Annotated in this window: 12 protein-coding genes; 2 read left to right on the top strand and 10 right to left on the bottom strand. The window is 70.8% G+C overall.

What is annotated here, in order from left to right:
• The 3 genes from ACLM5J_RS13895 to ACLM5J_RS13885 form a co-directional block, all read right to left on the bottom strand.
• The coding region (locus tag ACLM5J_RS13895) for an RDD family protein (RefSeq protein ID WP_413657025.1) at nt 1–815 on the bottom strand (815 nt) is incomplete at its 3' end.
• A 1-nt stretch (nt 816) separates the two neighbouring features.
• On the bottom strand, nt 817–2217 hold the full coding sequence (locus ACLM5J_RS13890) for an FHA domain-containing protein (RefSeq protein WP_413657024.1): 1401 nt from the start codon (nt 2215–2217) through the stop codon (nt 817–819).
• A complete protein-coding gene (locus ACLM5J_RS13885; protein ID WP_413657023.1) occupies nt 2214–3029 on the bottom strand; it encodes a PP2C family protein-serine/threonine phosphatase in 816 nt (271 codons plus the stop codon). The genes ACLM5J_RS13890 and ACLM5J_RS13885 overlap by 4 nt, the downstream gene beginning before the upstream one ends.
• Nucleotides 3030–3107: 78 nt before the next feature.
• On the opposite strand from ACLM5J_RS13885, the gene ACLM5J_RS13880 reads away from it, so the two are divergent.
• Complete coding sequence (locus ACLM5J_RS13880) at nt 3108–5042, top strand: helicase-associated domain-containing protein (protein ID WP_413657021.1); 1935 nt, start codon at nt 3108–3110, stop codon at nt 5040–5042.
• A gap of 71 nt (nt 5043–5113) precedes the next feature.
• Here the strand turns inward: ACLM5J_RS13880 and ACLM5J_RS13875 are convergent, their stop codons facing one another.
• Nucleotides 5114–6019 (bottom strand): LysR family transcriptional regulator, encoded by a 906-nt coding sequence (locus ACLM5J_RS13875; RefSeq protein WP_413657020.1) that lies wholly within the window; start codon nt 6017–6019, stop codon nt 5114–5116.
• Nucleotides 6020–6091: 72 nt separating this feature from the next.
• On the opposite strand from ACLM5J_RS13875, the gene ACLM5J_RS13870 reads away from it, so the two are divergent.
• Entirely contained in the window at nt 6092–7009 is a 918-nt protein-coding gene (locus ACLM5J_RS13870; RefSeq protein ID WP_413657019.1) for an EamA family transporter, read from the top strand.
• Nucleotides 7010–7089: 80 nt separating this feature from the next.
• Here the strand turns inward: ACLM5J_RS13870 and ACLM5J_RS13865 are convergent, their stop codons facing one another.
• The 6 genes from ACLM5J_RS13865 to ACLM5J_RS13840 form a co-directional block, all read right to left on the bottom strand.
• Nucleotides 7090–10485, bottom strand: a complete 3396-nt coding sequence (locus ACLM5J_RS13865; RefSeq protein ID WP_413657018.1) for an Ig-like domain repeat protein — start codon at nt 10483–10485, stop codon at nt 7090–7092.
• Nucleotides 10482–14291, bottom strand: a complete 3810-nt coding sequence (locus ACLM5J_RS13860; RefSeq protein ID WP_413657017.1) for an Ig-like domain repeat protein — start codon at nt 14289–14291, stop codon at nt 10482–10484. Before ACLM5J_RS13860 ends, ACLM5J_RS13865 begins: the two co-directional genes overlap by 4 nt.
• Before the next feature lie 346 nt (nt 14292–14637).
• Complete coding sequence (locus tag ACLM5J_RS13855; protein WP_413657016.1) at nt 14638–15828, bottom strand: lipid-transfer protein; 1191 nt, start codon at nt 15826–15828, stop codon at nt 14638–14640.
• Nucleotides 15825–16271 carry a Zn-ribbon domain-containing OB-fold protein gene (locus tag ACLM5J_RS13850; protein ID WP_413657015.1) on the bottom strand — a complete coding sequence of 149 codons (447 nt, stop codon included), beginning with the start codon at nt 16269–16271 and terminating at the stop codon, nt 15825–15827. The genes ACLM5J_RS13855 and ACLM5J_RS13850 overlap by 4 nt, the downstream gene beginning before the upstream one ends.
• Before the next feature lie 130 nt (nt 16272–16401).
• Complete coding sequence (locus ACLM5J_RS13845) at nt 16402–17316, bottom strand: phosphate ABC transporter ATP-binding protein (RefSeq protein WP_413657014.1); 915 nt, start codon at nt 17314–17316, stop codon at nt 16402–16404.
• 116 nt (nt 17317–17432) lie between these two features.
• Nucleotides 17433–19256, bottom strand: coding sequence for an Ig-like domain repeat protein (locus tag ACLM5J_RS13840; RefSeq protein WP_413657013.1), 1824 nt, complete (start codon nt 19254–19256; stop codon nt 17433–17435).
• Between the last annotated feature and the right edge of the window lie 58 nt (nt 19257–19314).

Raw genomic sequence — 19314 nt, 5'->3', positions numbered from 1 at the left:
GCGGATGGGCTCTGCGCTGCGGATGGGCTCTGCGCTGCGGATGGGCTCTGCGCTGTGGGCGGTGCTGGCGGCGCCTCGTCGGGGTGCGCGACGGGTGGCGGTGCGGGCGGCGCAGCCGGGGCCGGCGCCGCGGGCATGAGCGGCGGGCCCCACGGAGGCCGCTGATCGCGGTGCGGTGCGGGCGGCTGCGCTGCGGGCGGGCGCGGTGCCGATGGCTGCGGAGCGGGCGGCTGCGGTGCCGGTGGTGCGGGCGTCGGCGTCGGCGTCGGTTGCGGTTGCGGTGGGGTTGCTCGGACCGGCGCCAGCCGCATCGCGGTCAGGTTGACCAGATGGACCTCGGCGGCGCCGTCGCCCTCCTCGAGGACCGGCTGCGGACGGACGTCGAGGACGACGCTGCCGCAGGCATGGTCGTGCCAGCCGCGACGCTGTCCGCTGCGGTCCTCGATCGCGGTCCAGGCCAACGCGGCCAGGCCGAGTCCGAACATCGGCAACGAACCGACCCCGACGATCAGCGACCGCCGGATCGCTCGGCCCACCCCGATCGGCGCACCGGTCGCTGTGTCGACCACCCGAATGCCCGCCGCTGCCCGGCCCGGGCTGGTGCCGCGCAGGCCCAGGCTCAGAGCGAACGCCAGCGAAACGACCAGGACCACCGCGGCGATCAGCGCGACGCCGAGCCAGACCTTGTCGTCGCGGAAGAGCCACCACCAGGCGGCGACGGCCGCCACAGCGAAGGCGCCCCAGCCAAGCAGGCGGTCGATGAGGAAGGCGTGGAACCGGCGGTCCGGCTGCGCGACTGGAGCGGTTGCGGGCATCTCAGGGACTGGTCACCTGAATGGTGAGGCCATCGCCCAGGTCGATCAGCGATCCCGGCAGGAGCTGCACCGGGACACCCGGCTGCAACGGCTCGGGGGCCAGGCCCGGTAGGACCAGGACGGTGCCGTTGGTCGAGCCGAGGTCGCTGACCACGGCGGTGCCGTGGTCAGCACCGGAGCCGGGGCGTACCTCCAGATGCGTGGAGGAGATCTCCTGGTTCGGGCTCGGCACGGTCACCAGTCGCGGCTGCTCGGTCGAGGTGAACCGTCGCGCCTCCGGGGCACGCCCGATCAGGATCGCCCGGTCCACGTCGACCACATCACCGCTGGAGAGGAGCAGCTTGGCCACCGGCTGCGCGGTGACGCTCGGGGCAGGCGGCTGCCCGGGGATTCCCGGGTGCTGGCGCTGGAACTGGCTGGAGTCCCAGTTGCCGGTGACGGTCTGGCCGTCGTGGTCGAACCCGGCCGGTGGCTGGGCCTCGCTCGGCGGCGCCCACGGGTTCGGCTCGGCCGGAGCAGCCGCTACCGGCTCGTCCTCGGGCAGATCAGGGAAGCCGGGCACCGGGTTCCGGGGCAGCGGCGGTTCCGGGACCGGCAGCGGCGGGACGGGCGGCAGCGGCGGGACCGCCGGCATCAACCCGGTCGCGTCCGGGTCGATCTGGGGCAGGACGTCGGTGACGTCGGGGTCGGCGCTACCGAGCGGTGCCTCGATCCAGGCGGCCTCCTCGGGCTCGGCAACCGGCTCCGGCTCCGGCTCCGGCTCCGGCTCAGCGAAACCCTCGATCTCGGCCAGCGGTGCGGAGAGCGCGTCCGCGTAGGGCTCCGGCTCAACAGGCGGCACGACGACCTGCGGTGCAGCCACCTCGGCGTCGAACTGCGGCGCCGATCCGAACCCGACCGGCTCCACCTCGATCGGGCGCGCCGTCAGGTCGAGCGGCTCGGTCCCGAGCGGACGCACCTCGACGGTGGCCGGATGCTCCACCAGCGCGACCCGGACCAGGCCGTCGCGCAGCAGTCCGGCGACCACCTCATCGACCTCGTGGAGGAGCAACCGGGACTGGCTGACGCCGGCCAGCGCCCGCTCCAGCCAGGTGGCGGCGTCGCGCCCGTCGAGGACGATCAACTCGCCAGCGACGGTGAACTCGGCGCGCACCTCGCCACGGAGAACCACGCGGGCGGCGTCGTCGGCGACGCTGAGCAGGGCGAAGGCCGGCAGGCCGCGCAGGCCACCGCTGATCAGTGCGTCGAGGACCTCGTCGAAGTCGGCGCCGTGGTCCACCAGCTCCCAGATGCTCGCAACGCGGGCCTTCTCACTCGGCGGCAGGTAGACCTGCACGTTCGAGGAGATGACACCGAACCAGTCGCCGGCATGGAACGAGGTGGACGTGGAGTTCTCACTCATGGCAGGGCACCCAACTTCTCTTCGAGACTCACCGGCTCGCTCCGGTTCCGGGGCGAGTCGGCCTCGGACCATCCCACCACATCGACCACGATCGCCGTGGCGTTGTCTTCCCCACCGCCGCTCAACGCGGCCGCGACCACGGCGTCGGCAGCGTCACGCGGATCGGCGACGTCGATGAGCACGGAGGCCAACACGTCGGGAGCGACCATCCCGCTGACGCCGTCCGAACAGATCAGCAGCCGCTGGGCCGAGGCGAGCGGGAGGACGAAGTAGTCCGGGTCGGTCCGCCCGGCGGCGCTCAGCGCCCGGGTGATCACGTGCCGCTCCGGGTGGCTGGCCGCGGCGGTGGAGGTGATGGTGCCGCTGTCGACCAGCTCCTGGACCACCGAATGGTCCACCGAGACCTGCTCGACCCGGTCCTGGTGCACCTTGTAGATCCGGGAGTCGCCAAGGTTGACCAGGAGCCACTTGGGCCCCTCCTCGTCGGCGCAGACCAGGGCCGCGGCGACCGTCGTCCCGGCGTAGTAGGAGACCGCACCGTCACGTTGATGCTCCGCGACGTGTTGGGCGATCCGATCCTGGCTGAGCGCCAAGGCACGGGCCACCGCGCCGATCGCCTCGCGCGGCTCGAAGCCCGCCTGGACCAGACGCGCGAACTCCTCGATCACGATCGCGCTGGCCACCTCACCGCCCTGATGTCCGCCCATGCCGTCGGCGACCACGAAGACCGGCGCTGCGGCGAGGTAGGCGTCCTGGTTGGTGCTGCGCACCCAGCCGACGTGGGTGGCCGCGCCACAGTTCAGATGGACCACGCGCACCGCCCGGGCCCGACGGAATCCAGGTTCTGGGAGCCTGGGGCGGCGGAGGCTGAGCCGGGTAACGTTGCGCCGATGAGCGCGAGCACTCCGACGCACCGGTCGTTGGCCGACCAACTGCGCAGTTGGCCGGAGCCTCGGCTTGCCCGGCTGCTGCACGATCGCCCGGATCTCGCCACACCCGCTCCTTCCGACTCGTCCGCGCTCGCCTCGCGTGCGGCCACTCGCGCCTCGGTCCTGCGCGCGCTTGATCTGCTGACCGCCGCCGAGCTCTCGGTGCTACATGCCCTGATCGGCGGCGCTCAAACCCCTGGGCCCGAGACGATCGTCCGGCTGGTCGATCTGGCCCTGGTCTGGGAGGCCTCCGACGGCCCACGGCCGCTCACCGTGATCGCCGATCTGCTCGGGCCACGGCCCGCCCCCGATCCGGAGCAGCCCGCACTGATCACCTCCGAACAGCCCGCGGAGCGCGTCGCCCAAGCCGCTGCCGGGGCCGCCTTCGACCTGGTCCGGCGGACGGAGACGCTGCTGGAGACCTGGAGCACCGCTCCCCCATCGGCGCTCCGGGCCGGCGGGCTCGGCGTCCGCGACCTCCGGGCGGCGGCCACCCTGCTGCACGTCGAGGAGCAGGGTGCCGCACTGATCATCGAGGTGGCGGCCGAGGCCGGGCTGCTCGGCACGGGCACCCCGGGCGGGATCGTCGAGTCCTGGCTCCCCACCGACGCCTACGACGCCTGGACCCGCAAGAGCGTCGCCGAACGGTGGCTGACCCTGGTCACCGCCTGGCTCCGCAGCCCGCGGCTGCCGGCCCTGATCGGTAGCCGCGACTCGGCGGGCAAAGCCGCCAATGCGCTGGCCCCCAACCTGGTCGACCCGCACGCCCACGACACCCGTGAACTGGCGCTGCGGTTGCTCGCGAAACTCCCCGACGGAGTCGGACTGGCCTCGGGGACGGGCCTCCCCTCCCTGGTGGCACAGGCGTCCTGGGTCCGTCCCCGACGCTCGGTCACCCAGGGCCGGTTGATCGCCTGGACGATCAGCGAGGCCGCGGAGCTCGGCGTCGTCGCGCTCGGCGCGCTCTCCCCGAGCGGCCGGCTGCTGGTGGCCGGGGACGCCGACGGCGCGAGGGCCGCGATCGACGAACTGTTGCCGGCCCCGCTCGACCACGTCCTGATCCAGGGCGACCTCACCGCGATCGCGCCCGGGCCGTTGATCCCCGACCTGGCTGCGCGGCTGATGCAGATCGCGGAGGTGGAGTCGCGGGGCGGTGCCACCGTCTACCGGTTCACCGGGCCGTCGATCCGGCGTGCCCTCGACGTCGGCTGGACCGCCGACGAACTGCACGCCTTCTTGGCGGCGTCGTCGCGGACGCCGGTGCCGCAGGCGCTGGCCTACCTGGTCGACGACACCGCCCGCACCCACGGCACGATGCGGATCGGCTGGGCCGAGGCCTACCTGCGGTGCGACGACGAGACGACGCTCAGCGCGCTGCTGGGCCACCGCGATGCGGTGGCGCTGGGGCTGCGCCGGATCGCGCCCACCGTGGTGATCTCGACGACGCCGATCGACGAGTTGCTGCCCGCGCTCCGCGATCTCGGGGCAGCACCGGTGGTGGAGTCCAGCGACGGGACGGTCCACCTGGCCGCACCGACGAACCACCGGGCCCGGACCCCGCGACGTTCCTCGCCGGGGCATCAGGAGGCACGCGAGGCGGCCACGATCAGCGCCGCGGTGGCGGCGATCCGGGCCGGCGACCGGGTCGAGGCGCACCGTCCCGAGCGGCCCTCGGCCACCACTCCAGCGCAGGCCTTGGCCTTGCTGCGCCAGGCCGTCGAGACCGGTGCCACCGTGCTGATCGGGTATGTGGACAACCACGGCACCTCCTCTCAACGACTGGTCGATCCGCGTCGGGTCGAGGGCGGACAGCTCACCGCCTACGACCACCGCAGCGAGGATCTCCGCGGCTTCGCCGTGCACCGGATCACCTCGGTCTCACCCCCGACGAAGTAACCGCTTCGCGTCATTCCCGCGATAGTCCCTGACGTTCGGCCCCTGAATTCGGCCATTTCAGGGGCCAAACGTCAGGGACTATCTGGAGCTAGGCGGGTGGCTTGGCGACGCAGCGCGTCGAGGACGGTCCGTACCGCAAGCCGTTCGACGCGGTCCGGGCGGCCGATCGCGAAGATGAACCGGGCAGCATCGACGCCGACCAACGGGCGGAGCACCACCCCGGACCCTTGCGGGCTGGTGAAGCGGGGCAGCACCGCGACCCGTGAGGTGCCGACGATCAGGGCCTCGGCCAGCCTGTTGTCGCGGACCCGCTGCACCACATGGAGCGGACGCCGGATCGCCGCCTCGACACCCAACCGCACGGTATCGAAGGGGAAACCCACCGGCACCCCGATCCACTCCTGGTCACCGACCTGTTCGGGCGTCAACTCCGGGTGCGCCGCCAGGGGATGGTCGACGTCGAGGGCGAGGTCGAGCGGTTCGCGGGCCAGCGGCAGCGTGACCAGCCCATCGGTCCCGGCCGGTGCCCTCGGGGTGAGACTGTGCGCGATGACCACGTCGTGATCGCGGACCAGCGCGGCGTACTCGGTCTCGGCCACATCCACGTCGACGCACTCGACCTCGATCGCGCTCTCCGACAGCTCCCGCAGCACCCCGGGCAGCAGCACGGTGGCGGCACTCGGCAGCGCAGCGACCGTCACCCGGCCACTCGGGCTGCCCCGGAAGGCGTCCCAATCGGCCTGGATCCGAGCCGCGACCCGGGCCAGTTCGCGGCCGCCGGCGGCCAGGAGTTGCCCGGCCTCGGTCAGCCGGAGGCCGCGCCCCTCGGGCTCGACCAGGGCTACCCCGAACTCGCGCTGAGCGGTCCTCAGCTGCTGCGAGACCGCCGACGGCGTCCGATGGGTGGCCTGCGCGACGGCGGTCACCGTGCCCCGTTCGGCCAGCTCGCGGAGCAGCTCCAGGTGGCGGTGATCCATGTAGGCAACCTACAAGAAAGGAACAGGAATTTTCGCTAGTGCTGAACGGAGAATCGACCCGATGATGGCGATGTGCCGTTCACCCATCGCCTCCTCGCCGCTCTCGTCGCCGTGCTGTGGGGCGTCAACTTCCTGGCGATCCATGCTTCGCTGGAACACTTCCCGCCGCTCTTCCTGGTTGCGCTCCGGTTCGTCCTGATCGCGATCCCGACGCTTCTGCTGATCCCTCGACCTGACGTCGAACTGCGCTGGCTGCTCGGCTACGGGATCGGCTTCGGCACTTTGCAGTTCCTCTTCCTCTACTGGGGAATGGCGGCCGGAATGCCGGCCGGCCTGGCCTCCCTGGTACTGCAGTCGTCGGCCCCGTTCACCGTGCTCCTTGGTGCCATCGTCTTCGGGGACCGGATCAGTCGCCGCCAGCTGAGCGGGCTGCTTATCGCCTCATCCGGGCTCGCGATCGTCGGGGGGCAGCGCGCCGAGGCCGCCGCCCTGTTGCCGTTCCTGCTGGTCCTGGCCGGTGGCCTCGGGTGGGCGATCGGCAACCTCGCCAACGCCCGGGCCAAGGCCCCGAACCCGCTCCACCTCACTCTGTGGATGTCGGTGATCCCGCCGATCCCGATGCTCGCCCTCTCGCTCGTCGTCGAAGGCCCCGGCGAGATCGGCGACTCGTTGACCTCGTGGGGCGACCCGAGCGCCGTCCCCGCGCTGATCGGCCTCGGCTACACGATCGTGCTCGGCACCCTCGCCGGTTCGGGGATCTGGACCTGGCTGATGGCGCGGCACCCGGCCGGCGTCGTCGCCCCGTTCTCGATGCTGGTCCCGGTGGTGGGGATGTCGACCGCCTGGCTGGTCCTCGACGAGTCGGTCAGCCCCGGCGAACTGGTCGGCGCCGCGATCGTCGTCCTCGGCGTCCTCCTCGGGAGCCGGTTGGGTCGGTCGGCCGCAGCCGCTCCCATTCCCCACGACGCCGCACTGCCCACAGGCCGCTGACGAACGTTTCGCCCCTGATCACGGCTCGATCAGGGGCGAAACGTCAGGGACTATCTCCCGGGTGGCAACAAGAGGAGACCTCAGTCGTAGGTACCGTCACCGAGGTAGAAGCCGGTGTCGGACGACGGCAGGTGGTTCGTGGAGCCGAGGAAGGCGACTTCGTAGCCACCCCAGCTCGCCTGCTCACCCGGCACCTCACACATCACACGGCCAGCCGCGTCGGTGATCTGGTCGGCACAGGTCGGGACCCGGACCTGGGTGTAGGCGTTGAACGACGTCACCGTCACCGTCTGACCGGCCAACGGCTGTCCGGCCGCATCGGTCAGCGTGCCGTGGAGCCTGATCCCGTTGACCCCGATGTCGTTGATCACGAACCGCGCCGCCATCGACGTCGCCGCCCGCTTGACCACCACGACCTGCTGCGCCGAGACACTCGCCGCGTGGGACTGGTCACCGGAGTAGTGCGCGGTGATCCGGTGCTCGCCACCACCCAACTCCACGCCGGTCAGGCGAGCGACCATCCGCCCGTCCACCGACTCAAGATCGGCGGTACCGAGCACGTCACCGGCCCGCTTGAAGGTGACCGTGCCGCTCGGCGAGTGTCCCGCCGCATCGACCGCCGCGCTCAACGCGACCGACTCGCCGTAGGTGATCTCCGTGGCGCTCGCCCAGAGACCGGTGACGGTGCTGGTCCGGGCGATCGCCTGCTCCGTGCTGGCGGTAGCCGCTACGAAGTTGAAGTTGCCGAGGTAGTCGGCCCGCAGCGTGTGGTTGCCAGGCTCGAGCGCCGTGGTCACCACGGTCGCGGTCGCCGTCCGCGGACCTGCCGCGACCAGGCTCGCCGCGCCGAGCAGACGCGATCCGGCCCAGACCTGGACCGTTCCGGTCGGCCGCGTGGTGGCCGGCGCCACCGCGGTCACCGTGGCGGTCACCGTGACCGGCTCACCCGACTCGGCCGGGTGCGGCCCCGAGGTCACCGTCATCTCGGTGGCGCCCTGCGTGACCTGCTGGCCGGTGCCCTGGTCCAGGACGCCGGCGCTGGCCACGAAGTTCGCGTCACCGCTGTAGCTGGCCTCGATGGTGTAGCGCCCCGGGGTCAGCGAGGAGAACTCCACGCTGGTGGCGACGCCGTCGACGACCGGACGGGCTCCGCCCAAGGGCGCACCGTTGACGGTGAACCGCACCGTTCCACTGACCTCACCGGCACCCGGAGCGACCGGGCTGACCTCTGCGGTGAACCGGACCGGCGAACCGGTCGGGACCGGGTTGGCCGACGAGGTGACCACGACACCAGTCTGCGCGCGCTGCACCTTCTGCACCAGCGTCGCTTCGCTGCCGCTGAAGGAGTCGTCACCGTCGAAGCTGACCGTGATCACGTGGCTGCCGACGCTCAGGTCGTCGAGCTCCAGAGTGCCCTGGAAGCCGGTCGCCGAGCTCACCTCGACACTACCCAGCTCCTCGCCGCCCTCAGAGAAGGTCAGCGTGCCGGACGGGCTGCCGGCACCGGGAGCCACCACCGCGACCCGCGCGGTGACGGTGACCGGCTGGCCGTAGACGGCGACCGGCGTGGTGCTCTCCACCTCGAGACGGGTTGCCGCCTTGTTCACCTGGTGGGCGAGCGCCGAGGAGGTGCTGGTGATGAAGTCCGGGTCACCGGAGAGGTAGCGGGCCCGGATGGTGTGGTCGCCGCGGCCCAGGGTCGCCACGCTCAACTCGGCGACGCCGTTCTCCAGTTCGACGAACATGCCCTGGGCGACGCCGTCGATCAGGAACTGCACCGCGCCGACCGGCTCACCGCGCGCCGGGCTGACCGGCGTCACCGTGGCCCGCAGGGTCACGCTCTGACCGACCACCGACGGGCTCGGGCTGGCCGTGACCTCGGTGGTGGTGTTGGCCGCGGAGACCGTCAGGTCGATCTCCTGGGTGGAACCGGCGAACCGGCTCTCCCCCAGGTAGTTCGCGCTCACCCGGTGGGCGCCTGCGTGCAGGCCGGTCGGAACCGAGCGGGCGACGCCGTCCACCAGCTCGACCGGGCTGCCCACCGCTTCGCCGTCGACGAAGAACTGGACCTCACCGGTCGGCATGCCGACACCAGGTGCCACCGGGGCGACGGTCGCCGTCCAGGTGATCAGCTGACCCGCGAGCGGGTTGTTCACCGACGAGGCCAGGTCCAGGCTGGTCGACGCCCGGTCGACGCCGTGGGTGCGGGTCGCCGACGAGCTGGCCGCGAAGTCGGCGGTGCCGTTGTAGGTGGCCGTGACGTCGTGGTTGCCCGGCGCCAGGTTGCTGATGCTCAGCGACGCGGTGTCCCCCGACAGCGGGACGGCGGTGCCGTACGGCTGACCGTCGATGTCGAACTGGACGCCGCCGCTCAGCGTGCCGGCACCGGGTGCCAGCACGTCGACCGTGGCGGTGAAGGTGACCGTCTGGCCACTGACCGTGGAGACCCGGTCACTGTCCAGCGCGGTGCTGGTCGCGGCCTTCGCCACCCGCAGGTCGCGGGCGGTGGCAGTGCTGGTCAGGAAGTTGCCGTCACCCAGGTAGCGGGCACCGATGGAGTGCATCCCGGTGCTGAGCTGGTCGGTGGTCACCGAGGTCGCTGCTCCGGCCTGCAGGGTCACCGGGGCACCGAAGTCATCCCCGTCCACGGTGAACTGCAGCTGTCCACCGGGCTGGTCGGTGCCGTTGACCGCGGTCACCTGAGCGGTGAACGAGGTCGGCTCGCCGTGCACGACGTCCGCGGCAGGTGCCACCGAGACCGCGCTGGTGTTCTTGCCGACCGTGAACGGAGCCGTCGCGACATCACCGCGGTAGAAGGCGGTCTGCACGAACTCGGCACGGACCGTCGCCGAGCGCGGCGGGCCGCTGATCGGCAGATTCGCCGTCGCCACACCCTGAGCGTTCGTGGTGGCGGTCAGCGAGGTGCCACCGGAGATGCTGAAGACGACCGGACGACCGGCCAGCACATTGCCGGACAGGTACGGGTCGGCCAGCTTGGCGCTCACCGTCGCCGAGGTGTTCTGCGGCGCGGAGAGGGAACCGGTGTAGTCGATCTCGACGAGGTTGTCGATGGTGACCGCCCGGGTGGTGACCCGGGTGTTGTTGCTGCACAACACGGTGCCGGTCCGGTTCCGCTCCTCCGCCCGGACCGTGTAGGCCCCGTTCGGGTAGGCGTGCGTGTCCACGGTGTAGCTGAACGCGCCGGAACCATCCTTGGTCTGGCTGGCCACCACCACGTTGCTGGCGTTGATCAGCTGCAGGATGGTGCGCGGCTTGTCCTTGTTGGCACAGAGCGTGCCTTCACCTGCACCGCTGGCGCCGAGGGTGGCGTCACCGCGCAGCACCTCGTTGACGCCGGGGGCGTTGACATCGGCGTGTGCCGGTACGGCACCCAACCCGATCCCGGCGCTCAGACCGGCCCCGATCAGGCCGGTCACGACCAGCGGCACCAGCCGCCGGATACGAAGACGAGTCATTGGATCAGCCCTCCTGCGGCTGTTGCGGAGTCGGTATTGCCATCGCCTGCGTAGGTGGCCTTGTAGCCACCGTTGAGGATCAGGGCGAGCAGTTGGCTGGAGCCGTTGCAGAGCGCCACACCGGCACCGTCGGTCACCACGGTGCAGACCGTGGTGGTGCCGACCTTGAAGACCACCGGCGCACCCGCGAGCGGGACGCCGTCAGCGGTCAGTACCGTCCGCAGCTGGCCCAGCGGCAGGCCGAGCGGAAGCAGGCGGACGGCGGCTGCATCGGCGATCAGCTTGGTGGTGCGCTTGGTGACCGTCAGGTTGGCGGCGGCGCTGGAGCTTGCGTTCAACGCCGAGCTGCCCTGGTAGTGCGCGGTCACCGGATAGTTGCCGGCCGGGAGGTCGGCAAGGGTGATCCGGGCGACGGCGCTCAGGCCGGTACCGGGCGGCAGCGAGGCCTGACCGAGCACGGTGTTGCCTGCCTTGAAGACCACCGTTCCGGACGGCGAGCCGAGGCCGCTGCGAGCGGCGGCGACGGTCGCGCTGAGCTCGACCGGCTGACGGTAGCTGGCGCTGGTGCGCGACAGGCTCACCGTCGTCGTGGTGCCCACCTTGGCGACCCGCTGCTCGATGGCAGCACTCAGGGGCGCGAACGACCGGTCGCCGGAGTAGACCGCGGTCACCTGGTGGTTGCCCGGCTCCAGTGCGGCCACGTTCGGGCTCTTCGCCTCGCCGTCCACCAGCTCGACGGCGTCACCGATCAATCGGCCGTCGACACTGAACTGGACGAATCCGCTCGGCACGCCGACCCCGGCCCGCTCCGCGTCGACCAGAGCGGTGAAGCGCAGCCCGGTTCCATAGGCGGCGTCGGCCTCGCTGCTGCTGAGGTCGAGGCTGACCGTTGCGGCGTCCACGGTCTGGGTGAGGATCGCGCCGCTACCGCCGAAGCCGACGTCCGGCACGAAGGTCGCGATCACGGTGTGGTCACCCGGCTCGGGTGCCGCGATCGTGGTGCTCTCGGCCACACCGGAACCGTCGAGGACCACCTGGCCGCCGAGGGTCACGCCGTCGACGGAGAAGCGGACCATCCCGGACGGGACGGTGCCGTCCTCGGCCGTCACCTGGGCAGTGAAGGTGAGCAGGTCACCGAAGTTGGCCGGGTTCGCCGTGGTGTCGACCTCGGTGGTGGTCGGAACGATGGCGGCACCGGCGATCACCGTGTGCGACGTCTCGGCCGACTCGCTGCTGCGGTAGCTGGCGTCACCCGGGTAACGCGCGACCACCTGGTAGCTGCCGGGCGCCAGGTCGGCCACGGAGACGCTGGCCTGGCTGCCGTTCTCGGTGGCCTGCAACGGTCCGGCACCGATCACCTCGTCGTCGGCGTAGAAGGTGACCACGCCGGTCGGGTTGCCGCCGCCCGGTGCCTCAGCGCCGACCTGCGCGGTGACGGTGAAGCTCTGCCCCTCGGCAGAGGGCGACGGAGAGATGACGACGGCGGTCCGGGTGTCGGCAGGGTTCACCTGCTGCACCAGCGACGCGTTGGCGCCCGCGAAGTTGCCGGTACCGGCGTAGACCACGCTGACGTTGTGCTGGCCGGCCCGCAGCGAGGCGAGCGCACCGAACACGGCCACGCCGTTCTCCAGCGTGACGGGGGCGCCCTGGTTGACGCCGCCCACCCGGAGCTGGACGGAGCCCTGCGGCACGCCGCCGCCGGGAGCCTGGACGCCGATGGCCGCGGTGTAGTGCACCGGCTCGCCGGCGACCGTGGTGGTGGAGCTCGCCTGTAGGTCGACCGTGGTGGTCGCCTTGGCGATCGCTACCGCGCGCGGGGCCGAGGAGCTGGCCCGGTGGACGTCGTCACCGCTGTAGGTGGCGACGATGTCGTGGTTGCCCGCGGGCAGGGTGTCGAGGGTGACCTCGGCCTTGCCGTCGGCGGCGACGCCCGACTGGCCGAGAACCTGGCCGGCGGAGCGGAAGGTGACCGTCCCGGTCGGGGCGTCGGTGCCGGCGGTACCGACCGTCGCGGTCAGGGTGACCTCTTGGCCGTAGACCGCGTTGGCGGTGGAGACGGCCAGCTGGGTCGTGGTGACGATCAGCGGCGGGCGGACCTGGAAGGCGACCGACGGCGATACCGAGGCCGCGTGGTCGTCGGTGCCCAGGTAGCGCGCGGTGACCTGGTGCTGGCCGAGGCCGAGCGTGCTGATCGAAGCGCTGGTCGCGGCACCGTTGGCGAGCGCGACCGGACCACCGAAGTCGGCGCCGTCGACAACGAACTGCACCTGGCCGCCGGGGTTCCGGTTGCCCTGGACGTGAGCGGTGAAGGTCAACGGCTCACCGAGGGTGGCCGGGGACTCCGAGGGCGCCACCGTGACCGAGGTGCCGATCTTGCCGATCACGAACGGGGCAGTCGCCTGGGCGGCGGTGAGACCTGCGGTCTGGGCGAAGGCGACGTTCAGGGTCGCGGGCCGCGGCGGCCCGACGACCGCGATCTGCGCGGTGGCGACACCCGCGGCGTTGGCCGTCGCGGTGACCGACTCGGAGCCGAGGGTGAAGGTGACCGTGCGACCAGCCACGCTGGCGCCGGTCAGATCCCGGAGCTGTGCGCTCACGGTCGCCTCGCTGCCCTGCTCGGCAGCGTTGGTGCCGGTGTAGGTCAGCTCGGTGCAGTTCTGCGGCGTCACCACGATGGTGGTCGCGGCGCGGGCGGTGCCCGCCGTTGCGGTGACACCCCACGAGGCACGGGCGCCGGGGCGCTGGAGACCGTCGGACTCAGCGGGGACCGCGATCGTCGCGGCGTAGTTGCCGCCAGCCGTGGTCTGGGTGTTCGCACGGACGGTGAGTCCGGGCTGGATCTGGCCCTGGTCGAGCACCACGGTGACCGGGACACCGGCCGCGAAGCTGGCGAGCTGGCCACTGACCGTGACCGTGCGACCGGCGCAGGTCAGCGAGTCGCTGGCGGAGGCGGTCAGGCCGTTGCTTCCTGCCGTGGCGGCGCCCGACAGGTTGCGGGTCAGGGTCAACGAGGCGCCGTCCAACGGGAGCTGGAGGATCTCGCGGGCCACGTTGCGATGTGACGGCGAGTACCAGATGTTGTTGACCGTGCTTCCGTCCGCGCTGGATGCGGAGACCAGGTCGGTGGCGACGGTGCCGATCGGCACGGTGACGTTGGCGGCGCTCACCGAGGCGGGCGCGTCGAACGGCAGGGTGCCCTCGAAGGTGTCGGTGCCGCTACCGCCGAGGCTGCCGGCGTCGTAGCTGAAGCCACCGGTGTAGCTGATCTGCTCGTCGTGGCGCCAGCTGTCGCCGGGGTTGAGCGGGAAGTTGAGCGTCTTCCAGCTCGGCTGCGGGTTGAGCTCGAGGTTGATGTTCGCGGTGATGCTCTGGGTGATGATGCTGACCTTGGCGCGGGCGTTCAGGTTCTGCACCTGGCGCTCCTGGAGCACCGCGAGGTCGGAGCGGCGGACGTACCGGGTGCCGGTGACGTTGCCGCTGAAGTTGTCCAGCGTGGCGTTGCCGACGCCGTCGACGGCGACCGATCCGCCACCACCGGTGATGTTTCCGGTGATCTGGAGCTTGTAGGCCTCGTGGCCCTGGAAGGTCTCGACCCCGGCCACGGTGTAGGTGACGTTCTCGTTGATCGAGACGTCGGTGCCGGTCGCCTGGTAGCGGAAGGTGGTCGCGTACGTCCACGACCAGCCGTTGTTCCAGGCCGGGACCTCATGCCCGGTGGTCTGCGCCGCCTGGGCCGGCGTGGGCGTCGCCGCCAGCAGCCCGAGGCCCAAGGTCAGCGCCCCGGCTGCGGCGAGGCGCTGGCGCATCGACCGCCGCCCCACTCGTCCCGGGATCTGGGTTCGACGGCTCGCGAATGTTCGCGACTTCCTGAGGGTCGACAGCACCATGCCTCACAGCTCTCACTCCGCCGCCCGAGGAAATGGACCCCCTGGTCCACCGACGACCCGGGCAGTCAACCGGAACGGTGATAGAGGTCTCAATGGGTGTCTGGACCAGGCTGAACCCAGGGGTAACCAAAGCCGATCTGGGTCGTTAAACAGCAGCTCTCAGCAGGCTCCGGCACGCCGAGATGCCCGCCGAGATGCGGCGAACGGGCCGCACCGCCGAAGCGATGAGGCCCGTCCGTTCACGCAGTGCCCCGCAGGGCCGGTGTCACTTGGCGACGATCACCGAGGAGCCGTGGCCGAAGAGGCCCTGGTTGGCGGTGATGCCGATCCGCGCACCCTCCACCTGACGGCCCTCAGCCTGGCCGCGCAGCTGCCAGGTGAGCTCACAGACCTGGGCCAGCGCCTGAGCCGGCACCGCCTCACCGAAGCAGGCCAGACCACCCGACGGGTTGACCGGGATCCGGCCACCGATCGTGGTGTCGCCGTTGCGCAGCAGGCTCTCCGCCTCGCCGCGACCACAGAGGGCGAGGTCCTCGATCCAGTCCAGCTCAAGCGCCGTCGAGAGGTCGTAGACCTCGGCTACCGAGACGTCGGAGGGACCGATGCCGGCCTCCTCGTAGGCAGCCTGGGCGATCGACTCCTTGAAGGTGAACTCCGCCGCCGGCACGGCCGCCGTCGACTCGGTGGAGAAGAGCGGCATGTCGATCACGGTGTTCGGGAAGGTCGGCGTCACCGTGGAGATCGCCTTGATCTTCACGACGTCGGTCAGCCCGTGACGCTTCGCGTACTCCTCGCTCGCGATCACGACGGCGGCACCACCGTCCGAGGTGGCGCAGATGTCGAGCAGGTGCAGCGGGTCCGAGACCACCGCGGAGTTCACGACGTCCGCGACGCTGACCTCCTTGCGGTACCGGGCGTAGGGGTTGTTCAGGCCGTGCTTGGCGTTCTTCACCTTGACCGCGGCGAAGTCCTCCGAGGTAGCTCCGAACAGGTCCATCCGGCGCCGCGCGTAGAGCGCGAAGTAGCCGGGGTTGGTCATGCCCATCAGCTTGAAGCGGAGCCAGTCCGGGTCGTCCCAGCGCTCACCGGCGTTGGGAGCGAGGAAGCCCTTCGGGGTGGTGTCGGCGCCGACCACGAGCGCGACCTCGGCCTGACCGGCCAGGATCCGCGAGCGGGCGGTGTCGAGCGCCTGGGCGCCGGTGGCACAGGCGGCGTAGGAGGTCGCCACCCGGGCGCCGTTCCAGCCGAGGGCCTGGGCGAAGGTCGAGCCGGCCACGTAGCCGCCGTAGCCGTTACGCACGGTCTCGCCGCCGACGATCAGGTCGACGTCGGTCCACGGCACTCCGGCGTCGGCCAGCGCGGCGCGGGCGGCCTTGACGCCGTACTTGACGAACGAGTGGCCCCACTTGCCCCACGGGTGCATGCCCACACCCAGGATTGCGACGTCGTTGCTCATGCCTGCGCTCCCTTGCTTGCCTCGGTCGGCAGCCACTTCCACATGGTCTTGACGGTTCCGTCCTCTTCCGTCCACGCCGGCTCGACGACGAGCTCGACCGCGGAGCCGACCTTGACCGAGTCGACGCCGTAGCCACTGGCCAGCTGGCCCAGGACGACGATGCCCTCGGGCAGCTCGACCGCGGCGAGCGCGAACGGCTGGTACGGGTCGGTGGTCGGGGTGTACGGAGCCGGCGGCTGGTACTGGGCATCGGTGTACGACCACACGGTGCCGGTACGCGAGAGTTCGGCGTCCACGAACTCCTCGCCGTCGCAGGCAGGGTTGCGGCAGTAGTCGATGCCCTTGGGGAACGCGAGGGTTCCGCAGGCCTGACACTTACTGGCAATCAACGCCGGCTCGGAGCCGGTCGTGAACCAGCCCTCCACCGCGGGGGTCTCAGTCATCTCTCCACCTTCGTCTCGGCGGCACCGTCCACCGAATCATCTGGAACACTCACCCCCAGTGTGCCACCAAGCAAGCATTAGGTCGCCCCCTGGGTTCCGGTAAGCCGCACCACATCCCCCGAGGCGCCGGTCAGCCGAAGCGGCCGTTGACGTAGTCCTCGGTACGGCGATCCTGCGGGTTGCCGAACATGGCCTGGGTGTCGCCGTGCTCGACGATCACTCCCGGGGTGCCCTGCTCGGCGAGGAAGAAGGCGCACTTGTCCGAGACCCGGGCCGCCTGCTGCATGTTGTGGGTGACGATCACGATCGTGACCTCCTCCGCGAGCTCCAGCATCGTCTCCTCGATCACCCGCGTCGAGGTGGGGTCAAGGGCCGAGCACGGTTCATCCATCAGCAGCACCCGGGGCTTGATCGCCAACGAACGCGCGATGCAGAGTCGCTGCTGCTGGCCACCCGAGAGTCCACCGCCGGGTGCGTCGAGCCTGTCCTTGACCTCGTTCCACAGGCCACCACGGCGCAGGCAGCTCTCGACCAGCTCGTCCTTGGTCGCCTTGGTCGCACGGGTTCCGGTCAGCTTCAACCCGGCCAGCACGTTCTCCCGGATCGACATCGCCGGGAACGGGTTGGGCTTCTGGAAGACCATCCCGATCTCGCGCCGGGCATCGATCAACCGCTTCGCCGGGTCGTAGATGTCCTCGCCGTCGAGCAGTACCTCGCCGGCGAGCGCCGCCGACGGAACCAGCTCGTGCATCCGGTTCAGGATCCGCAGGAAGGTCGACTTCCCGCAGCCGGACGGACCGATCAGGGCAGTGATCCCACCGGCCGGCATGGTCAGCGACACCTGATCCAACACCCGATGCGAGCCGAACCACGCGGTGATCCCGCGTGCTTCGATGCTGGCCAGCCCCTCGCTCGGGCGTTGCCGCAGGCGGCGCAACCCCTCGATCTGCGCCGACACCGAGTCGGGGCCCTCAGCGATCGCCGGGATGGTGGTGGTCTCGTCGCTGGCACCCACGTGCTGGCCAGTCAGGGTCTCCGCGCTCATATTCTCCTGCTTCCTTCTGGCATCTCTGCCGTTACTGCGAGGGGTGCCGACGCCCGGAACCAGGGCGGACGCCGGCACCCGTCTCAGACCTCAGGCGCGATCACCGCGCCCGAGGGTCACTTCTGGGTGACCGTCGCCTTCACGGTCGCGCCCTTGATCGAACCCGTGCCGGCGTAGACGACGACCAGCTTCTTCTTGCCCTTGGCCAGCTTGAACTTCAGCTTCGCGACGCCGTTCTTCACCGTCGCGGTGCCGACCGTCTTCTTGCCGAGCTTCACGGTGACCTTGCCGGTCGCCTTGACGCTCGCGCCGGGCAGCGCGACCTTGACCGTGCCGGACACCTTGGCGCCCTTCTTCACGGTCTTGGGGAAGCTCGCGGTCACCTTGCTGGTGGCCTTGGCCACGGTCAGCTTGGCGGTGAACGAACCTGCCGCGTAGACGGCGTCGCCGGCGTAGGCGACCTTCACCGTGTGGCTACCGGCGGCCACCGTCGCGGGCAGCGTCAGCACGGCCTTGCCGGCGTTCAGCGTTCCGCTGACCGTGGCGCTGCCGATGGCGGCCTTGACCGTTCCGGTCGGCACCTCCCCGACACCGCTGAGGGTGACGGTCGCCTTGGCCGCCTTGCCGAAGCTGGTGCTGGCCGGGGCCAGGGTGACGGTACCGGTGGCCGCCGCCTTGACGGTGACGGCGATCGAGACGGACTCCGAGGCCTCGAACGGGGCGCCCACGGCCGGAGCGAATCGGGCCGTGTAGGTGTGCTGGCCCGGGGTGACGTTGGTCAGGTTGAGCACCGCCTGGCCCTGGGCCAACGACGCCTGACCCACCTGGACGTCGCCCTCGTAGAACGCGACCACGCCGTCTGCCGCGTTGCCGCCGGCCTCCACCGTCGCCTTGAGGGTGACCGCGCCCGGCAGAGCCGTGGCGGTCAAGGTGGTCGCGGTCACCGCGAACTCGTTGGTGGCGAAGTTCGAGGTGGCGGCCTGGGTCGGCTCACCGCAGACGCCGCCACCCGCGACCCGGGCCAACTGGTCGAAGCCGGCGGCCTCGATCAGCGGGCGCGCGGCGTCGGAGCAGACGTAGCCGGTGCTGGAGAAGATCGCCTTGATCGAGGCGTTCTCCAGGTCCGCCTGGCGGACCACGTTGTACAGCGCACGCTTGGCGCTGAACCCGCCGCCGACCAACCGCACCGTGCCCTCGAGGTTGGCGCGGCCCGCGGAGAACGGCGCCACCGCATTGGCATTGTTCTTGATCTGGGTGTCGTCGTGCTCCTGCACCTCGATCACCGAGGAAGCGAGGTTGGCTGCCGAGCCGCCGTTGATCCGCTTCAGCTCGGACTCGAAGAACGAGCGGGTACCCGAACCGGACTGCGGGATCATCGGCACGATGGTGCCCGCGGTGCCGCCGACCTGGTTCCAGTTGGTGATCTCGCCGGTGTAGATCTTGAGGATCTGCTGCTCGGTGAGGTTCACCGGAGCGTTGGTGGTCTTGGCGGTCGCCATCTCCAGCACGTCCAGCGCGAACGGGAAGGCGAAGAGCCCGTTGCTCACCTCGGCCGCGTTGAGCGCGGAACTGGAGCGGGCGTAGTCGACCTGGGTGTTGTTGCCCGGGCCGTAGAGCAGACCCTTGCCGGCGCCCGAACCGTTGGGCCGGGTGATGGCGGCGCTGCCCTCCTGAAGGACGACGGTGCCGCCGCCGGTGGCGTCGAAGCTGGCCAGGCGGGCGCTGCTGCGACCGGCGTTGTATCCGGGCAGGGCCTGCCCGTTGTGGGTGGTGCCGTTGGCCAGGTAGGCCAGGGCGAACTGGCTGGTGTCCGAGCCGACCCCGACGATGTCGTCGGCCTTCGGCGTGAAGGCAGGGTCGGCCTGTGCCGGGGTGCTCGCCAAGGTGGCGACGGCAGCCGCCGCAACGGCCAGACCGGCGACGTACCTACGTGCAGACATCACTTTCTCCTCATTGATTCAGTGCTGCAGTTGTTGGTGGTGAACTGTGGTGGCCTGA

It is taken from the genome of Nocardioides sp. Bht2, from assembly GCF_047308515.1.
GTDB lineage: Bacteria > Actinomycetota > Actinomycetes > Propionibacteriales > Nocardioidaceae > Nocardioides.
This window is presented reverse-complemented; position numbering and strand designations above follow the sequence as displayed.

Coding starts and splice junctions, on each gene's coding strand:
- ACLM5J_RS13880 (WP_413657021.1), top strand. CDS start 3,108: ATGAGCGCGAGCACTCCGACGCACCGGTCGTTGGCCGACCAACTGCGC.
- ACLM5J_RS13850 (WP_413657015.1), bottom strand. CDS start 16,271: ATGACTGAGACCCCCGCGGTGGAGGGCTGGTTCACGACCGGCTCCGAG.
- ACLM5J_RS13865 (WP_413657018.1), bottom strand. CDS start 10,485: ATGACTCGTCTTCGTATCCGGCGGCTGGTGCCGCTGGTCGTGACCGGC.
- ACLM5J_RS13875 (WP_413657020.1), bottom strand. CDS start 6,019: ATGGATCACCGCCACCTGGAGCTGCTCCGCGAGCTGGCCGAACGGGGC.
- ACLM5J_RS13860 (WP_413657017.1), bottom strand. CDS start 14,291: ATGCGCCAGCGCCTCGCCGCAGCCGGGGCGCTGACCTTGGGCCTCGGG.
- ACLM5J_RS13855 (WP_413657016.1), bottom strand. CDS start 15,828: ATGAGCAACGACGTCGCAATCCTGGGTGTGGGCATGCACCCGTGGGGC.
- ACLM5J_RS13890 (WP_413657024.1), bottom strand. CDS start 2,217: ATGAGTGAGAACTCCACGTCCACCTCGTTCCATGCCGGCGACTGGTTC.
- ACLM5J_RS13840 (WP_413657013.1), bottom strand. CDS start 19,256: ATGTCTGCACGTAGGTACGTCGCCGGTCTGGCCGTTGCGGCGGCTGCC.
- ACLM5J_RS13845 (WP_413657014.1), bottom strand. CDS start 17,316: ATGAGCGCGGAGACCCTGACTGGCCAGCACGTGGGTGCCAGCGACGAG.